Raw genomic sequence first — 16,061 nt, forward strand, 5'->3', positions numbered from 1 at the left:
ACGGCGGCCCGGTCAGCGACCTCGCCGCCACCAGCGCGATCGTGACCGTCCGGCGCCGCGCCGCGAGCGGTCGGCCACTCTCCAAGCCCGGCGGGCGCGCGGCGGCCTGGAGTGGCAGGTGATCGCGGGGCGCTTCCGGGGACGGGGAATGTGCGGTTGGCGGCGGCCCGGAGCGTACGAAAGAGGGGTTTTGCGCTTTTCGGGCATGAAAGACCAGTCCGGAGGGCGAGGCTGCCGATGTCGGGAGTGGGCCGGAAAGGCGGGAGTGGGTAATGGATGCCGCGGTCGTCGGCCACGGATTGGAGTTGCGGCACAGGTCGGCCGTCGTGTTCCAGGATCTGGACGTTCGGGTCGGGGTGGGCGGGATGCTGGTGCTCGCCGGGCCGGCGCGTGCCGGGAAGACCGCGCTGCTGCTGACGCTCGCCGGCCGGATGCGGGCGACCGGCGGGAAGCTGACGGTCTCCGGTTTCGCGCTGCCGCGGGAGGCGAGCCGGGTGCGGCGGGTGGTGGCGCTCGCCGAGCTGGCGAAGGTGAATCCGCTCGATGACACGTTGACGGTGGAGCAGCAGGCCACCGAGGCGATCGTGCTGGCGGCGCCCTGGTATCGGCCGTGGGCGCGGGCGGCGGAGATCGACGCCGTGCTGTCGACCGCGCGGGCGCTCGCCGGGGAGATTCCGGCACGCTCGTTGATCTGCGATCTGGATCCCGCGGCCCGGCTGTTGTTCGGGGTGGCGCTGGCCCTGGTGCCGGCGCGGGCCGCGGGCTCCGCGGCGGTGCTGGCCGTCGACGACGTGGACCTGCTGCGTGACGTCGAGGACCGGCGGCGGGTGTGGGCGGCGCTGTCGTCGCTGGCCGGGTCGGGGGAGCCGCCGCTCACCGTGATCGCCGCCTGCCAGAACCATCACGAGCTGACCGCAATCGAGGACGACCGTGTCGTCATCGTCGACCTGGAACGTTGCTGATCGCCATGCGCATGCTGCCCCTGCCGGGCCTGGAGCTGTCCCGGCTGCGGACCTCGCCCAAGACCAAGGCCGCCCTGTTGATCGTCGTGGTGCTTCCCGCGCTGTACGCGGGGCTGCTGCTGGCGGCCAGCTGGAATCCGCCGGAGCGGTTCGGGCGGCTCACGGCCGCCGTGGTCAACGGTGATCGGGCGGCCGGGGATCTGGACGCGGGGGGACAGCTGGCGCAGATGCTGGTGGGCAGCAGCACGGCGGGTTTCTCGTGGCGGGAGACGACGGCGCGGGAGGCCGCGGAGGGCCTGGAGGACGGGCGGTTCGCGGCGACCGCGGTGATCCCGGCGTCGTTCTCCAGTGATCTTCAATCGGTTCGTGGGGACACGCCACGGCAGGCGGTTCTGACCGTCACCACCAACGACGCCTCGAACTACGTGCTCGGGCAGGTGACGAACAGTCTGGCCAGTGGGGTGGAGCGCCAGCTGCGCACGACGACCACCAAGAGCTATCTGAACAACGTCTATGTGGCGTTCAGTGACCTGCACACGCGGTTGAGTGAGGCCGCCGACGGGGCGGCGACGCTCGCCGAGGGCAATCATGCGGCCAAGGACGGCAGCGAGGATCTCGTTGCCGGTCTGCGGAAGCTGGCGGACGGGTCGGTCCGGCTGTCGAAAGGGACGGAGAGCCTGGCGTCGGGGGTTTCGTCGGCCTCGGCGGGCGCGGAGCGGCTTCGGGCCGGGCTGGCGTCACTGGGGTCGACGGTGAAGGGGCTGCCGTCGCAGACGAAGGCGCTGCACACGGGTGCGGCGAGTGGGTCTGCCGGCTCCGCCCGGCTGGCGGACGGGGCGGCTGCCGTCGCGAGCGGTGCCGAGCAGGTCGGTGCGGGGGCGCAGACGGTCACGGCGGGGGCCGCCAAGCTGGCTGCCGCGGCCCGGGGTGCGGCCGGTTCCGCCGGGCAGTTGAAGAACGGCGCCGACTCGGCGGCTGCCGCGACCCGGTCCCTGCGAGCCGGCTTGGCTGATCTGTCGAGGGACTATCGCGCTTTGACGGATGCTCAACGGCTGACGGTGATCGACGGCCTCACGTCGCGGGCGGCGGCCACCGCCGACGGCGCAACCGTCCTCGCCGGCGGCCTCGCAACCCTGGCCGCCGGCGAGGAGGCCATCGCCACCCAGACCGGGAGCCTGGCCGACGGAGCGGCGCGGACAGCCGCGGGAGCGGCCTCCGTGGCGGCCGGCGCCACCTCACTGTCGCAGGGCACGGTCGCCCTGCGGGACGGCTTGAAGCGCCTGTCCGACGGCACGGCGACCCTGGCGGCCCGCACGCCGGCGCTGGTCGCCGGCATCGACCGGGCCGCCGCGGCGGCCGACCGCATCGCCACCGGCGCCGGCCGTCTCTCGGTGGGCGCCGCGGACGTGGCCGCGGGCGCCTCCACCGTCGCGGGTGGGGCCGCCGACGCCAGCGGCGGCGCCACCGAGCTGGACGGTGGCCTGGCGAAGCTGGCGTCCGGCGCGGACGACCTGGCCGAGGGTCTGAGCAGCGGTGCCGAGGAGGTCCCGGCCTACACGGTGCGCGAGCGCGAGCAGCTCTCGGACATCACGGCGGACCCCGTTTCGGTACGCCGTACGCACAGCAATCCCGTCTCCACCTACGGCGAGGGCCTCGCCCCGTACTTCATACCGCTGGCCCTGTGGATCGGTGGCATCGTGACGTACATGATCCTGCGCGCTCTGTCCCCGCGCGGCGTCGCGTCGACGGCCCGGCCGTGGCGGGTGGCGCTGGCCGGCTACCTGCCGGGGATGCTGTTCGCCGCGCTGCAGGCCGTGGCGCTGCTGGCGGTTCTGGTCTTCGGGATCGGCGTGGACTCGCCGCATCCGGTGGCCCTGGTGGCGTTCACGATCCTGGTGGCGCTGGTGTTCACGGCCGTCCACCAGTCCCTGGTGGCGCTGTTCGGCGGGGTCGGGCGGCTGTTCGCGCTGGTGCTGCTGATGCTGCAGCTCGCGTCGGCGGGCGGCACCTACCCGGTGGAGACGGCCCCGGCGTTCTTCCGCGCGATCAGCCCGTGGCTGCCGATGACGCACGCGGTCGACGGATTCCGCCACCTGATCGCGGGCGGCCGGCTTTCCGAGGCATCGTCAGGGGCCACCGTGCTGGGCCTGTGCGGGATAGTGTTCCTGCTGCTGTCGGTGCTGGCCGTACACCGGAACCGGGTCTGGACGATCGAGCGGTTGCACCCCAGTCTGGCTATCTGACACAACTCCGTTTGTGGGATTCCTACAACGAACGGTGCCCGACATGCATGATCCGCCTTATGGCTCGAGCGGACAGTAGCCGGGAGGGTGGAGACGAAGGAATCTGACGGGGCTGCAGGGAGGCTCGGCAAGTGTTCAGGCGTGTCGCGATCATCAACCGTGGAGAGGCCGCCATGCGCCTCATCCACGCCGTACGGGATCTGTCCGCCGAGACCGGGACCCGGATCGAGACGGTCGCCCTCTACACCGACGAGGACCGTACGGCGACGTTCGTGCGCGCGGCCGACGTCACGTACCCGCTGGGCCCGGCGGCCGCCCGCCCGTACCTCGATCATGGTCTTCTCGAAGAGGCATTGCGGGCGACCGGCGCGGACGCGGCCTGGGTGGGCTGGGGTTTCGTCGCGGAGGATCCGGCGTTCGCGGAGCTGTGCGACCGGATCGGGGTGACGTTCGTCGGGCCGAGCGCGGAGGCGATGCGCAAACTCGGTGACAAGATCGGCTCGAAGCTGATCGCCGAGGAGGTCGGTGTCCCGGTCGCGCCGTGGAGCCGCGGCGAGGTCGCGACCCTGGAGGACGCGCTGCGGGCCGGCGACGAGATCGGCTACCCGCTGATGCTGAAGGCGACCGCCGGTGGTGGCGGGCGCGGCATCCGCCGGGTCGACTCGGCCGGTGACCTGACCGACGCCTACGAGCGCACCAGCCAGGAGGCGCTGCGGGCGTTCGGCTCCGGCGTGGTGTTCCTGGAGCGCCTGGTCACCGGCGCCCGCCACGTCGAGGTGCAGGTGATCGCGGACGGGCAGGGCACCGCGTGGGCGCTCGGCGTCCGGGACTGCTCGGTCCAGCGCCGCAACCAGAAGATCATCGAGGAGTCGTCCTCGGTGGTGATGGCTCCCGAGCAGGCCGCCGAGCTGAAGGCGTCGGCGGTCCGGCTGGCGCTGGCCGTCGGGTACCGGGGCGCCGGCACCGTCGAGTTCCTGTTCCACCCGAGCGAGAAGCTGTTCGCCTTCCTCGAGGTGAACACCCGGCTGCAGGTGGAGCACCCGATCACCGAGATCACCACCGGCACCGACCTGGTCAAACTTCAGCTGCACGTGGCGGCGGGCGGCAGACTGACCGGCGAGCAGCCGGCCGAGCAGGGCCACGCCGTGGAGGCGCGGCTCAACGCCGAGGACCCGGACCGCGACTTCGCGCCGTCGCCGGGCCGCATCGCCCGGCTCGAACTTCCGGCGGGCCCCGGCATCCGGGTGGACACCGGCGTCAGCGAGGGCGACACCATCCCGGCCGCCTTCGACTCGATGATTGCCAAGATCATCGCGTACGGGAAGGACCGCGACGAGGCGCTGGGCCGGCTGCGCCGGGCGATGTCCGAGACCACGGTCATCATCGAGGGCGGCTCCACCAACAAGAGCTTCGTGCTGGACCTGCTCGACCAGCCCGAGGTGATCGACGGTTCCGCCGACACCGGCTGGATCGACCGCGTTCGCGCGCAGGGCCGCCTGGTCAGCCACCGGCACTCGGCGATCGCGCTGGCCGCCGCCGGCATCGAGGCCTACCAGGACGAGGAGGACATCTCCCGGCAGCGGCTGCTCACCACGGCGCACGGCGGCCGTCCCCAGGTGCAGCACGACAGCGGCCGACCGCTCGACCTGAAACTGCGCGGCGTCGGCTACCGGGTTCAGGTGTCCCGGCTCGGCGCCAAACGGTTCCGGGTCGGCATCTCGGCCGGCGCCTCCGAGGCGCGCGTCGCCGATGTGGTGAGCGAGCGGTTCGACCAGCACAGCGCACAGATGTACGTCAACGGCCACCGCTTCCGGCTGATCACCGCCACCCACGGCCCGATCCACACGATCGAGGTCGACGGGATCACCCACCGGGTCAGCCGGGACGAGGGCGGCGTGGTCCGCTCCCCCGCGCCCGCCCTGGTGGTGGCGACACCGCTGGCGGTCGGCGACGAGGTGGAGGCGGGCGCGCCGATCCTCGTGCTGGAGAGCATGAAGATGGAGAACGTGCTGCGGGCGCCGTTCAAGGCACGGGTGCGGGAATGCCCGGTGGCCGTGGGCAGCCAGGTGGAGACCGGGGCGCCGCTGATGCGCCTGGAACCGCTCGGCGATTCGGCCGCCGAGGAGGCCGCCGACTCGGGCACCGCCGTCGAGATCGAACTGCCGCCGGCCGGGGACGGGACCGTCGCCGATGTGCGGGACGTGCGCAGTCTCCTGCTCGGCTACGACGTGGCGCCGAGTGCGGTCAAGGCGTACCTGGCGGCGCGGGCCGAAGTCAGCCACCGGCCGCTCGCCGGGGAGATCGAACTGCTCACCATCTGCGCCGATCTGCTCGAACTGAGCCGCAACAAGCCCGGCGAGGACTGGAACCCCGAGCCCGGCAACGCGGTGCACAGCCCACGCGAGTTCTTCCACACCTACCTGCAGAGCCTCGACGCCGAACGGGCCGGGGTCACCACCGAGTTCCAGGACCGGCTCACCCGGCTGCTCGCCCACTACGGGGTGACCGGCCTCGACCGGACGCCGGCGCTGGAGGACGCGGTCTTCCGGATCTTCCTGGCTCTCCAGCGGGCGTCGGCGAGCGTCGGCGCCGTCTCCGAGATCCTGCGCCAGTGGATCGCCGGGAACCCGCCCCAGGAGCCGCTGTTCGAGCGGGCCGGCATCGCGCTGGAGCACCTGATCGAGGCGACCCAGGTGCGCTTCCCGTCGGTGTCCGACCTGTCGCGGGGCATCGTGTTCCGGTGGTTCGCGCAGCCGCTGCTCCGGCGTACCCGGGCTGAGGTCTATGCCTCTGTTCGCGCTCATCTGCGGTATCTGGACCATCACCCGGACGCGCCCGACCGGGCCGCCCGGATCCAGAGCATGGTGGCGTGTTCGGAGCCGCTGGTCCGGCTGTTGGGGCAGCGGATCGGGCGGCCGGGACGCGACCACGTTCCGCTGCTGGAAGTGTTGACGCGCCGCTACTACGACAACCGGGGGTTGTCGTCCTTCGAGACGCGTTCCGTCAGCGGCATCCGGTTCGTGACGACCTCGCACACCGCCGATCGGGTCACCCGGGTCGCCGCCACCGCTGTGGACATCTCCGACCTGCCGGGTTCGCTGGCGGCGCTGGGGCCGATCGACGCCGACGTGGCGGACGTCTACGTGGCTTGGGACGAGCAGCCCTCGGCGGAGGAGATGGCCCAGCACCTCGGCTCGCTGTTCGCCTCGCTCCCCGTCGCCGGTGTCCGCCGGGTCACCACGACCGTGGCGGGCACCAGCGGCGCCGTGATGCATCACCATTTCACCTTCCGTCGTGACGCTTCGGGCACGTTCGCCGAAGACAGGCTCATCCGGGGTCTGCACCCGCAGATCGCGCTGCGTCTGCAGCTCTCCCGTCTGCGTGAGTTCGATCTGACGAGACTGCCGTCGACCGACGAGGAGATGTACCTGTTCAAGGCGGTCGCCAAGAGCAACCCGGCCGACGAGCGGCTCATCGCCATGTATCAGGTCCGCGACCTCACCCCGCTGCGGGAGACCGACGGCCGCCTGGTGGCGCTGCCCGCGCTGGAACAGGGCGTCACGCTCACCCTCGACGCGATCCGCAACATCCAGGCGCAACGCCCGCAGAACAAGCGGTTCGACACCAACCGCATCATGATGTACGTCTGGCCGGTCACCGAACTGTCCCTCGACGAACTGAACTCGCTGGTCCAGCGGATCCTGCCGACCGCCAGCGGAGCCGGGCTCGAAGAGGTGCAGTTCATCGCCCGGCAGCGGCGCTCCCGTGGGGAACTCACCGAGGTGTCGGTGCGGATCACCCTCGAACCGGGCAACGGGGCCCACCTGCACGTGGGCGAGCCGTCGACCGAGCCGGTGCAGCCGCTCGACGACTACCGGCAGAAGGTGCTGCGGGCGGCCCGGCGCGGGACGGTCTATCCGTACGAGCTGACCGGTCTGCTGGGCGGCTTCACCGAATACGACCTGTCCCCGTCGGGCGTCCTCGAACCGGTCGACCGGCCCAAGGGCAGAAACTCGGCCGCCATCGTCGCCGGTGTGGTGACCACGCCGACCGCCCGCTACCCGGAAGGCATCACCCGGGTCGTGCTGCTCGGCGACCCGACCAAGTCGCTGGGCGCGCTGTCCGAGCCGGAATGCGCCCGGGTCATCGCCGCACTCGACCTGGCCGCGTCGATGCGCGTGCCGCTGGAATGGTTCGCCCTGTCCGCCGGCGCACGGATCTCGATGACGTCCGGCACCGAGAACATGGACTGGGTGGCGGCGGCGCTCAAACGGATCGTCACGTTCACCCAGGACGGCGGCGAGATCAACATCGTGGTGGCGGGGATCAACGTGGGCGCCCAGCCGTACTGGAACGCCGAAGCCACGATGCTCATGCACACCAAGGGCATCCTGGTGATGACGCCCGACTCGGCGATGGTGCTCACCGGCAAGCAGTCGCTGGACTTCTCCGGCGGTGTGTCGGCGGAGGACAACTTCGGCATCGGCGGCTACGACCGGGTGATGGGCCCCAACGGTCAGGCCCAGTACTGGGCGCCCTCGCTGCCCGCCGCCCGCGACGTGCTGATGGCGCACTACGACCACACCTATGTGGCCCCCGGCGAGACCGGTCCGCGCCCGGCGACCACGACCGACCCGGTCACCCGGGACGTGTCGGACTTCCCGCACACGGTCGCCGGCAGCGACTTCACCACCGTCGGCCAGATCTTCTCGGCGGCACACAACCCCGACCGCAAAAAGGCCTTCGACATCCGTACGGTAATGCGAGCCGTCTCCGACCAGGATCATCCGGTGCTGGAGCGGTGGGCGAGCATGGCCGATGCGGACACGTCGGTCGTGCAGGACGCGCACATCGGCGGCCGCCCGGTCTGCCTCCTCGGGATCGAGTCCCGTTCGGTGTCGCGGCGCGGTTTCCCGCCCACCGACGGCCCTGACACGTACACGGCGGGCACCCTGTTCCCGCGTTCGTCGAAGAAGACCGCACGGGCGATCAACGCCGCCTCCGGCAACCGCCCCCTGGTGGTGCTGGCCAACCTGTCCGGTTTCGACGGCTCGCCCGAGTCGATGCGCAACCTGCAACTGGAGTACGGCGCCGAGATCGGCCGGGCCATCGTCAACTTCGAGGGCCCGATCGTGTTCACGGTCGTCTCCCGCTACCACGGCGGCGCGTTCGTGGTCTTCTCCAAGGCCCTGAACCCGAACATGACCGTCCTGGCGCTGGAGGGCTCCTTCGCCTCGGTCCTCGGCGGCGCCCCGGCCGCGGCGGTGGTCTTCTCCGGCGAGGTCAACAACCGCACCGCCAACGACCCGCGGGTCACCGCCCTGCAGGCCCAGGTGGCGTCGGCGGGCGGCGCCGAGCGCTCCGCGCTGAACGCCCGCCTGGCCGAGCTCCAGCAGTCGGTCCGCGCCGAGAAGCTGGGTGAGGTGGCGGCGGAGTTCGACCGCGTCCACAGCATCCAGCGGGCGGTCGAGGTGGGTTCGGTCGACGCCATCATCAGCACGGCCGAGCTGCGCCCGCGCATCATCGAGGCGATCGAGCACGGTTTGAAAGGCTGACCTTCTGCGACTCCCGCGCGGCGGGCCCGTTACGGGCGTGCCGCGCGGGAGGCCGCTCGGTACACCCACCGGCCCCGCTCCCAGGCCCACAACCTCGCCTCACACCAGCGACCTACGCCCGCGCTCGCACCGCCGTGGGCGACCCGCCGCCGTGAGCGACCCGCCGCGGGTGACCCGCCGCCGTGAGCGACCCGCCGCCGTGAACGACCCGCCGTGGGTGACCCGCCGCCGTGAACGACCCGCCGTGGGTGACCCGCCGCCGTGAGCGACCCGCCGTGGGTCACCGTCGTCGGTGGCCGTCGTGGGCTGCCGTCGCAGCTGACCGCCGTGGGTCAGTTCTGGAGGTAGCGGATGACGGCCAGGACCCGGCGATGGTCGGTGTCGGAGGGTGGCAGATCGAACTTGGTGAAGATGTTCGTGACGTGTTTCTCCACCGCACGCTCGGTGACACGGATCGCGGCGGCGATCGCCGTGTTGGTGCGGCCCTGCGCCATCAGCGCCAGCACCTCGCGTTCCCGTGGGGTGAGCTCGGCGAGCAGGTCGCGGTGCCGGGTGCGGCCGAACAACTGGGTCACCACGTCCGGGTCCAGCGCGGTGCCGCCGGCCGCCACCCGGTGCAGCGCGTCGATGAAGTCGTCCAGCTTGGTGACCCGCTCCTTCAGCAGATAGCCGACCCCGTCGGAACCGCCCGCCAGCAGCTCCGCCACGAAAGCCGTCTCCACATACTGCGAGAAGATCAGCACGCCGGTGCCGGGCCACTGCTGACGGAGGCGGACCGCGGCCCGCAGCCCCTCGTCGGTGTGGCTCGGCGGCAGCCGGATATCGACGATCGCGACGTCGGGAGGCTCCTCGGCAACCGCCTTGAACAGCGCCGGAACGTCCTCCACCGCAGCAAGCACGTCATGCCCCCGAACGGCGAGCAGCTGGGCCAGTCCCTCCCGCAGGATGGTGGAGTCCTCAGCGATCACGATGCGCATCTCTTGTCACGCCCTCTCCACCGATGCCGGGCAGGGGATCTCCACGTTCACGACCGTCGGCCCACCGGCCGGGCTGTTCACCGACAGCCGCCCGTCGACGACACGGATCCGCTCGGAGAGCCCGGCAAGGCCACCTCCGGCCCGCAGGAAGGCGCCACCCCGCCCGTTGTCGTGGACCCTCAGCCGCAGAACATCCCGCCGAAGGTCGACTCGGATCGTAACCTCGTCGGCTCCGCTGTGCCGTCCCGCGTTGGTGAGCAGCTCGCAAACGGTGAAGTAGGCGATGCTCTCCAACGCCGGTGGTGGTCGCCTGGGCAGGCTCACCTCGACAGTCACCGGCACCGGGCTGCCGGCCGCGACCGTGGCCAGAGCGGCGTCCAAACCGTTGTCCAGCACCGGCGGATGAATGCCGCGGACCAGATCACGAAGCTCGGCGACGGCCGTGGAGAGCGTGTCCTGAGCTGTGTCGACGGCCTTGACGACGGTATCCGGTGACGCGTCGGCGGTGATCAGCTCGCGAACCATCGCCAGGTGCATGCCGACCCCGATCAGGCGGGCCTGGGCGCCGTCGTGCAGGTCACGCTCGATCCGGCGCATGGTGATGTCAGCGTCCTTCACCGCTCGGTCGCGCGACTCCTGCAGGTCGGTCATGCGCTGGCCGGACCGGCTCGGCCCGAGCAACCCGTGGATCAGCGCACGCTCACCGAGAAGGACCAGGCGCACCGTCCACGGGGCGCTCAGGAAGACGGCAAGACCGAAGAACCAGGTGACCGGAACCCATGCCTGGAAGTCACGCTCCTGCAGCGGATAGAAGCTCATCATCGCAAACCCATACGCATAGAACCCGGCGCCGAGCAGCACCGACAGCGGCGCCACCACGACCTTGACCAGGGGGTACGCCAGAGCGCGCCAGCCCGCCGGATCGCTGAGCACCGCCCGGCGCCACCCGAAGGCGCCAGGCTCGGCGGGTGACCGCACCGGCGCGGTCACCCGCTCACCGAGCAGGCGTGTGGCCAGGCGCCGCCGTTTGGCGCCGAGGCCCGCCGCGGCCCGCAGCACCCCGGCCAGCAACCACGGACCCAGTGGGGTGATCGAGAGCACCGATCCGAAGAACGTGCCGAGCAGCAGCAGGGCGGCGCAGATCAGGTCGATCGGCAGCACCAGCAGCAGGTAGGCCAGCTCCCGCCGCGACTGCGGCTGGAGGATGGCGGTCAGTTCGCTTCTCATCACCCGCCAGCATTCCCGGGCGCCGCCGGCTGCCGCCATGGGGTTACCTGCCGCTGCCTTGTGCGGTTATCCCCACCATCACGAGAGGGCCCGCCCGACTGTGCTGAAGCCCGGCGTTGACCAGGCTCAATGGCATGCCTCGTCTTCCGGTCACCTCCCGCAGAGCCGTGCTGGCCACCTCCCTCACCGGGCTGGCCCTTCTCGGCGGTTCCGTGCTCGGCCCGGCCCAGCAGGCGCCTCCGGCCAGTCCGGTCGGCGTCGCGGGCTGGCTCGCCGACCCGCTCGCGCCGCCTGATCCCTTCACCGCTACACCGGCCGAGGTGGCCGCCTTCTTCGCGCGCCTCGCACCGGCTGACGCCGCCGCGCTCACCCACCGTTTTCCGGAGATCACCGGCAACCTCGACGGCACTCCCACAGCGCTGCGATACACGGCGAACGGGATCAGGGCACCGCATTCGACGCCCCGGCAGATCCTCGGGTTCGACAACCGGGCCGACGGTCTCATGGTCGAGGTGCTGGGTGATCTTGACACTGCCGACCGCGTGATGATCCTGGTGCCCGGTGTGAACACTGATCTGGCGGGCTTCGACACCGGTCTCGGTGACGTGCAGCGCAGGGCGCCCGCGTGGCAGGCGCGGCAGGTCCACGACCGGGTCCAGGCGACCGCTCCGGGCGCGCGGGTCGCCGTGATCGCCTGGCTGGGTTACGACACGCCCGAGGGTGTCGGAGCGGCGGCCGTGCGTGAGGATCGCGCGGCCGCCGGGGCACTGGCACTCCAGCGGTTCGTCCAGGGTCTGCTGCTCGCCGATGCCGGCCGTTCGATCGTCGTGGTCGGGCACAGCTACGGCTCCATCGTCGCTGGCCTCGCCGCGCCCGGTCTGCCGGCGCAGGTCACCGACATCGTCGCCCTGGGCAGTCCGGGCATGGGCGTCCCCGAGCGATCCGGCCTGAACACGTCGGCCCGGGTGTGGGCGTGTGCCTCCCCGAACGACTGGATCCGCCGCGTCCCAGGCGTGCGGGTCCTCGGTCTCGGTCACGGCACCCTGCCGTCCGACCCGGAGTTCGGTGCGCTGCCCCTGCCCTGCGGCGACGTGGACGGCCACGACGGCTATTTCGAACCTCACACCGCCGCCCTCCAGGCGATCGCCGAGCTGGCCCGTGCCCTTCCGGCCGGTGATCCCCGATGATCATGGATGCCTTCGAGCTCCTGGCCCGATGGGGGCGGCCCCGGTCCGCGTTCGGCTCGCCGGCCTCGCGTCCCGGCGGCATCCCGCGCGCCTACGGAGACTCCGGGCCAGCGGCCGGCAGACTCGACGCGCCCACCGGCGCTCATGCCGTACCCGAGATCGATCCGGTCCTCGCGTCGGAGGCGGCCGGCTCATCGGGCGGTCTGCCGGATCCACCGTTGAAGGCCCAGACACCACCCGGTGTGCGGGCGGGCCCGCTCCCCCGCTCCCCCGCCCACCGGTCCCCGCCCGGCACGCCGGCACGCATTCATCCGGGGTGCGCGCGCGCTCCCGGCGCCGATGGAGCGCCCCATCCACGCCGATGGTCGTTTCTGGATTCGCTGCTGCGCCTGGCTTTCCGCACACGCAAGCGCTCCACCGACCGGTCCGGCTTCGAGCAATGGCGGTGACCGACCCGCGGAAAGGCCGACACCTCAGCCATTCACAGGCACGTTCGGTCGGTCTCCCAGAAACGGCGGCGACCGAAACCCGACGAGATTCCGCATCACCGAACCGTTCCGCGGTCGACACCCGCAACGGGTGTAGCCACACCCACAGCGGGCGTACCTCTGTCCGGACTCTGGCTGATCTTGTTCAGCTGGCCGTGGGTGCTGTCACAGCACCGTCGAGACGGCGCTCAGCGCCAGCCGAACACCAGCCGACCGTAGGCGCTGCCCTCAGCACCGTCGAGACGGCACTCAGCGCCGGCCGAGCGGTCCTGGCAGGTCGTGGCCGCTGTCTCGGACGCTCCGAGACGGCGCCCACCACCAGCCGAAGAAGATCGACTACAACGCGTCGCCACCTGTGAACGGACGCACCCCTCGTTCGGGGATGCCGGTTCGTGATCGATTTCCTGGCTCGATTGTCAAGCAGCACGGGCACGGCGATCGGTCTCGGTAGGGTCACGCAGGCGGAGGAATCGAGCACGGAGGCTCAGCGTGACGGTCGAGGCGCAGCGGGCACGGGCGTGGTCGCCGTGGCGTACGGTGGTCGCGTTCGGGCTGGTCAGCTTGACGGCCGACATGGTGTATGAGGGCGCACGCTCGATCTACGGTCCGCTGCTGGCGTCGCTGGGCGCGTCGGCGGCGGCAGTCGGGCTGATCACCGGCGCCGGGGAGGCCGCGGCTCTGCTACTGCGGTTGGTGTCCGGCCCGCTGGCCGACCACAGCCGTCGGTATTGGACGTTGACCGTCGCCGGATACGCTCTGACCGCCGTCTGTGTGCCGTTACTGGCGGTGACGCCCGCTCTCGGAGCGGCCGGTCTCCTCGTGGCGGCCGGGCTGATCCTCGCCGAGCGGCTGGGGAAGGCGATTCGCAGTCCCGCCAAGTCGGCGTTGCTCGCTGACGCGGCCGGCCAGGTGGGGATGGGCCGTGGGCTCGGTGTGCACAAAGCCCTCGATCAGGTGGGTGCCTTCGCCGGCCCGCTGCTGGTCGCGGCGATCGTGGTGGCCGCCGCCGGGCGGCTCTGGCCGGCGCTCGCCGTCCTCGCCGTGCCGGGCGCTGTCGCCATGGTTCTGCTCTTCGTGTTGCGGATCCGGAGCGGCCCTCCGGGCACGGCGGCCCCGAGCAGGCCTTCCAGCGGACCCGCCGACGAGATCCCGGTCCGACCGACCGACGACCTCCCCCACAGTACGGTCCGGCCGACCCGCGACCTCCCCACCGGCACGAACCGGCCGACCAGCAACATCGTTGACAACACGAACCAGCCGACCGGCAACGACGCCACCGGCACGAGCGGACCGACCGGCAACGACCCCAACGACACGAACCAGCCGACCGGCCGAGACCCGCTGCAGGACAGCGCCGGCGCGGACAGCGCACCCTCGGGCGAGCCTCGACAGGACGGCACGCATTCGAGTGGCGCCCGAACCAGCGGCACGCCCGGAAACGGCACACGGGCAGCGCCACGGGAGTCGATGGCGACGGTGGCCGCCGCTCTCCCCCGGCGTTTCTGGTGGTTCGCGGCGGCCGCCGCACTGTGCACCGGCGGCCTGGTCACCTACGGACTGATCGGCTTCCACCTGACCGAGGCGCAGATCGTGGCCCCGCCCCTGGTCCCGGTGCTGTACGCGGCGGCCATGGGTGCGGCAGCCCTGGCGGCCCTGGCCACGGGCGTCCTCTACGACCGGGCCGGCGGCCGGACGTTGACCGTCCTGCCGCTCCTGGTGGCCTCCGGAGCCGCCCTGTCGTTCCGGACCGGCCCGGCAGCGGTGGTGGCCGGGATTCTGCTGTGGGGCGCCGCCGTCGGCGTTCAGGACTCGACGGTGAAGGCGATCGTCGCCGACCTGGTTCCCCGCGAACGGCGTGCCACGGCCTACGGCATGTTCGCCGCCGTGCAGGGCGCGGCCGCGCTCGCCGGTGGTGCCGTCGCCGGAGTTCTCTACCAGCGGTCACTCACAGGCCTGGTGGCGGCGGTCGCGGCAAGCCAGGCGGTAGCGCTCCTGATCCTGCTGACCCGCCTCCGCGACCGATGACACGCGCGGCAACCACAACCCGACCGACCCACCCCACGACACCACCCACGCGCGGCAACCACAAACCGACCAACGCGCCCCACGACCGGCGACACCACCCACCCGTGGCGACCACAAACCGACCGACCGGCTGTCCGGGCCGGCGCCGGAGTCGGCACCGGAGTCGGCGCCGAGCGTGACCCGGATGCCCTACCAGGTGCCGTCGTCGCGGACCCGGGGCGGCATCGTGCCCGTGATCAGGGTCGTCAGCGCGGCACCCATGTCGGCGCCGAGGAACCACTCCCCACCATGATCCAGCGCGAACACCCGCCCTCGCTCGTCGATGGTCAGGAAGGCGGTCCCGTCTCCCTCGACCCCGAGCGGGAACAATGCCGTGTCCAGGATCTGCCCGAAGGCCTCCAGCGTCTCGACGGTCTCCGCCGCCAGGGACGGGTCGATGGCGAACATCTGCCGCCGCACCGCCACACCGGCCCCGTCCTGGGTGACGTACAGACCGCAGAACTCGTCGAGCGCCCGGGAGGCCGTCGGGAAGATCGGATGGCGTACGCCGTACCCCGAATCGGCGGTGACCCGCCGCTGCGCCGACCAGCCCGCGCCCCGCAGGACCTCGGCGACGTCGTCGCTGAATCCCCACGACGACGGCGCGCCCGTGCCGATAACCAGCCGCGGTCGGGGCACGATCCGCGGGACGTGGCCCTCCTGCCCGGGGGCGGCGGTGTCGGGGTCGAGCCCGAGATGGTCGAGGAACAGCAGCACGGGCAGCCCGGGCCGCAGCCGGCTTCCGCTGGCCGGGTCGCCGTCCTCCCGGATGCGGTAGGTCTCCAGCCGTGCGCCGCAGACGAGTTCCCGCAGCTCGGACAGTCCCATGAGGGGCAGCCCGGCGGCGCTGCGACCGGCCTCCTCGGCGTAGAAGAGTTCGGAGAAGACGACCGCTTCGGAGCCGCGTTCGGCGCCACGCTCGCGGTGGTGGGCGGGCATCGTCTCGAAGAAGGCCGCCACCGCCGGGTGCAGCGGCCGGTCGGTGTCGGAGCGCAGGCTCAGCGCGGCCCGGCTGCGGCCGGCGATGGTGAGCCGGCTCATCGTCGCCGGGTATCGTCGCGGTCCGGCGGGCCCCGGTGCGGGCTGGAAGCCGCGCATGTACCAGGCGGCGAGGTTGGACGGCGACAGCGTGCCGCCGATCACCAGCTCGCCGGTGTCCCGGTCGAGGATCATGCTGGGTGGCCCGTGCCCGCTGCCGGTGCGCGCGGAGAGCACCCAGCCGCGGGCGAACTCATACAGCACCGGTTCGGCGCCGGGGCAGACGTCGTCGACCCACTTTTGCGCCAGGTCTTCCGCATCCGCCCTGGTGATCGCCATGGCGTCCACTCTGCTACCCCTGCGCAAACACACTTACGTCG

The 16,061-nt window shown here is 71.7% G+C and carries 8 protein-coding genes; 5 read left to right on the forward strand and 3 right to left on the reverse strand.

All coding sequences use genetic code 11. From position 1 onward, the window contains the following. The first annotated feature begins 272 nt into the window (after positions 1–272). The 3 genes from AB0I88_RS27275 (at position 273) to AB0I88_RS27285 (ending at position 8,760) form a co-directional block, all read left to right on the forward strand. Complete coding sequence (locus AB0I88_RS27275) at positions 273–962, forward strand: ATP-binding cassette domain-containing protein (RefSeq protein ID WP_361030411.1); 690 nt, start codon at positions 273–275, stop codon at positions 960–962. 5 nt (positions 963–967) lie between these two features. Continuing rightward, positions 968–3,205 carry a YhgE/Pip domain-containing protein gene (locus AB0I88_RS27280; protein WP_361030414.1) on the forward strand — a complete coding sequence of 746 codons (2,238 nt, stop codon included), beginning with the start codon at positions 968–970 and terminating at the stop codon, positions 3,203–3,205. Between the two features lie 131 nt (positions 3,206–3,336). Beyond that, positions 3,337–8,760 (forward strand): carboxyl transferase domain-containing protein, encoded by a 5,424-nt coding sequence (locus tag AB0I88_RS27285; protein ID WP_361030417.1) that lies wholly within the window; start codon positions 3,337–3,339, stop codon positions 8,758–8,760. Positions 8,761–9,092: 332 nt separating this feature from the next. Here the strand turns inward: AB0I88_RS27285 and AB0I88_RS27290 are convergent, their stop codons facing one another. Both AB0I88_RS27290 and AB0I88_RS27295 read right to left on the reverse strand, forming a co-directional pair. Then, positions 9,093–9,737 carry a response regulator transcription factor gene (locus tag AB0I88_RS27290; RefSeq protein WP_361030420.1) on the reverse strand — a complete coding sequence of 215 codons (645 nt, stop codon included), beginning with the start codon at positions 9,735–9,737 and terminating at the stop codon, positions 9,093–9,095. A gap of 6 nt (positions 9,738–9,743) precedes the next feature. After that, positions 9,744–10,964: a sensor domain-containing protein gene (locus AB0I88_RS27295; RefSeq protein WP_361030423.1), complete on the reverse strand. Its 1,221-nt coding sequence runs from the start codon at positions 10,962–10,964 to the stop codon at positions 9,744–9,746. A gap of 134 nt (positions 10,965–11,098) precedes the next feature. On the opposite strand from AB0I88_RS27295, the gene AB0I88_RS27300 reads away from it, so the two are divergent. Further along, positions 11,099–12,151 carry an alpha/beta hydrolase gene (locus AB0I88_RS27300; RefSeq protein WP_361030425.1) on the forward strand — a complete coding sequence of 351 codons (1,053 nt, stop codon included), beginning with the start codon at positions 11,099–11,101 and terminating at the stop codon, positions 12,149–12,151. A 977-nt stretch (positions 12,152–13,128) separates the two neighbouring features. Continuing rightward, complete coding sequence (locus AB0I88_RS27305) at positions 13,129–14,664, forward strand: MFS transporter (RefSeq protein ID WP_361030428.1); 1,536 nt, start codon at positions 13,129–13,131, stop codon at positions 14,662–14,664. Between the two features lie 189 nt (positions 14,665–14,853). Here the strand turns inward: AB0I88_RS27305 and AB0I88_RS27310 are convergent, their stop codons facing one another. Further along, positions 14,854–16,020 carry an SUKH-3 domain-containing protein gene (locus AB0I88_RS27310; protein ID WP_361030431.1) on the reverse strand — a complete coding sequence of 389 codons (1,167 nt, stop codon included), beginning with the start codon at positions 16,018–16,020 and terminating at the stop codon, positions 14,854–14,856. Positions 16,021–16,061 lie beyond the last annotated feature (41 nt).

The sequence above is a fragment of the Actinoplanes sp. NPDC049802 genome, from assembly GCF_040656595.1.
GTDB lineage: Bacteria > Actinomycetota > Actinomycetes > Mycobacteriales > Micromonosporaceae > Actinoplanes.

What these genes read in the sequence shown, in the direction of transcription:
- AB0I88_RS27275 (WP_361030411.1), top strand. Translation starts at nt 273, where the DNA reads ATGGATGCCGCGGTCGTCGGCCACGGATTGGAGTTGCGGCACAGGTCG.
- AB0I88_RS27280 (WP_361030414.1), top strand. Translation starts at nt 968, where the DNA reads ATGCGCATGCTGCCCCTGCCGGGCCTGGAGCTGTCCCGGCTGCGGACC.
- AB0I88_RS27290 (WP_361030420.1), bottom strand. Translation starts at nt 9,737, where the DNA reads ATGCGCATCGTGATCGCTGAGGACTCCACCATCCTGCGGGAGGGACTG.
- AB0I88_RS27295 (WP_361030423.1), bottom strand. Translation starts at nt 10,964, where the DNA reads ATGAGAAGCGAACTGACCGCCATCCTCCAGCCGCAGTCGCGGCGGGAG.
- AB0I88_RS27300 (WP_361030425.1), top strand. Translation starts at nt 11,099, where the DNA reads ATGCCTCGTCTTCCGGTCACCTCCCGCAGAGCCGTGCTGGCCACCTCC.
- AB0I88_RS27310 (WP_361030431.1), bottom strand. Translation starts at nt 16,020, where the DNA reads ATGGCGATCACCAGGGCGGATGCGGAAGACCTGGCGCAAAAGTGGGTC.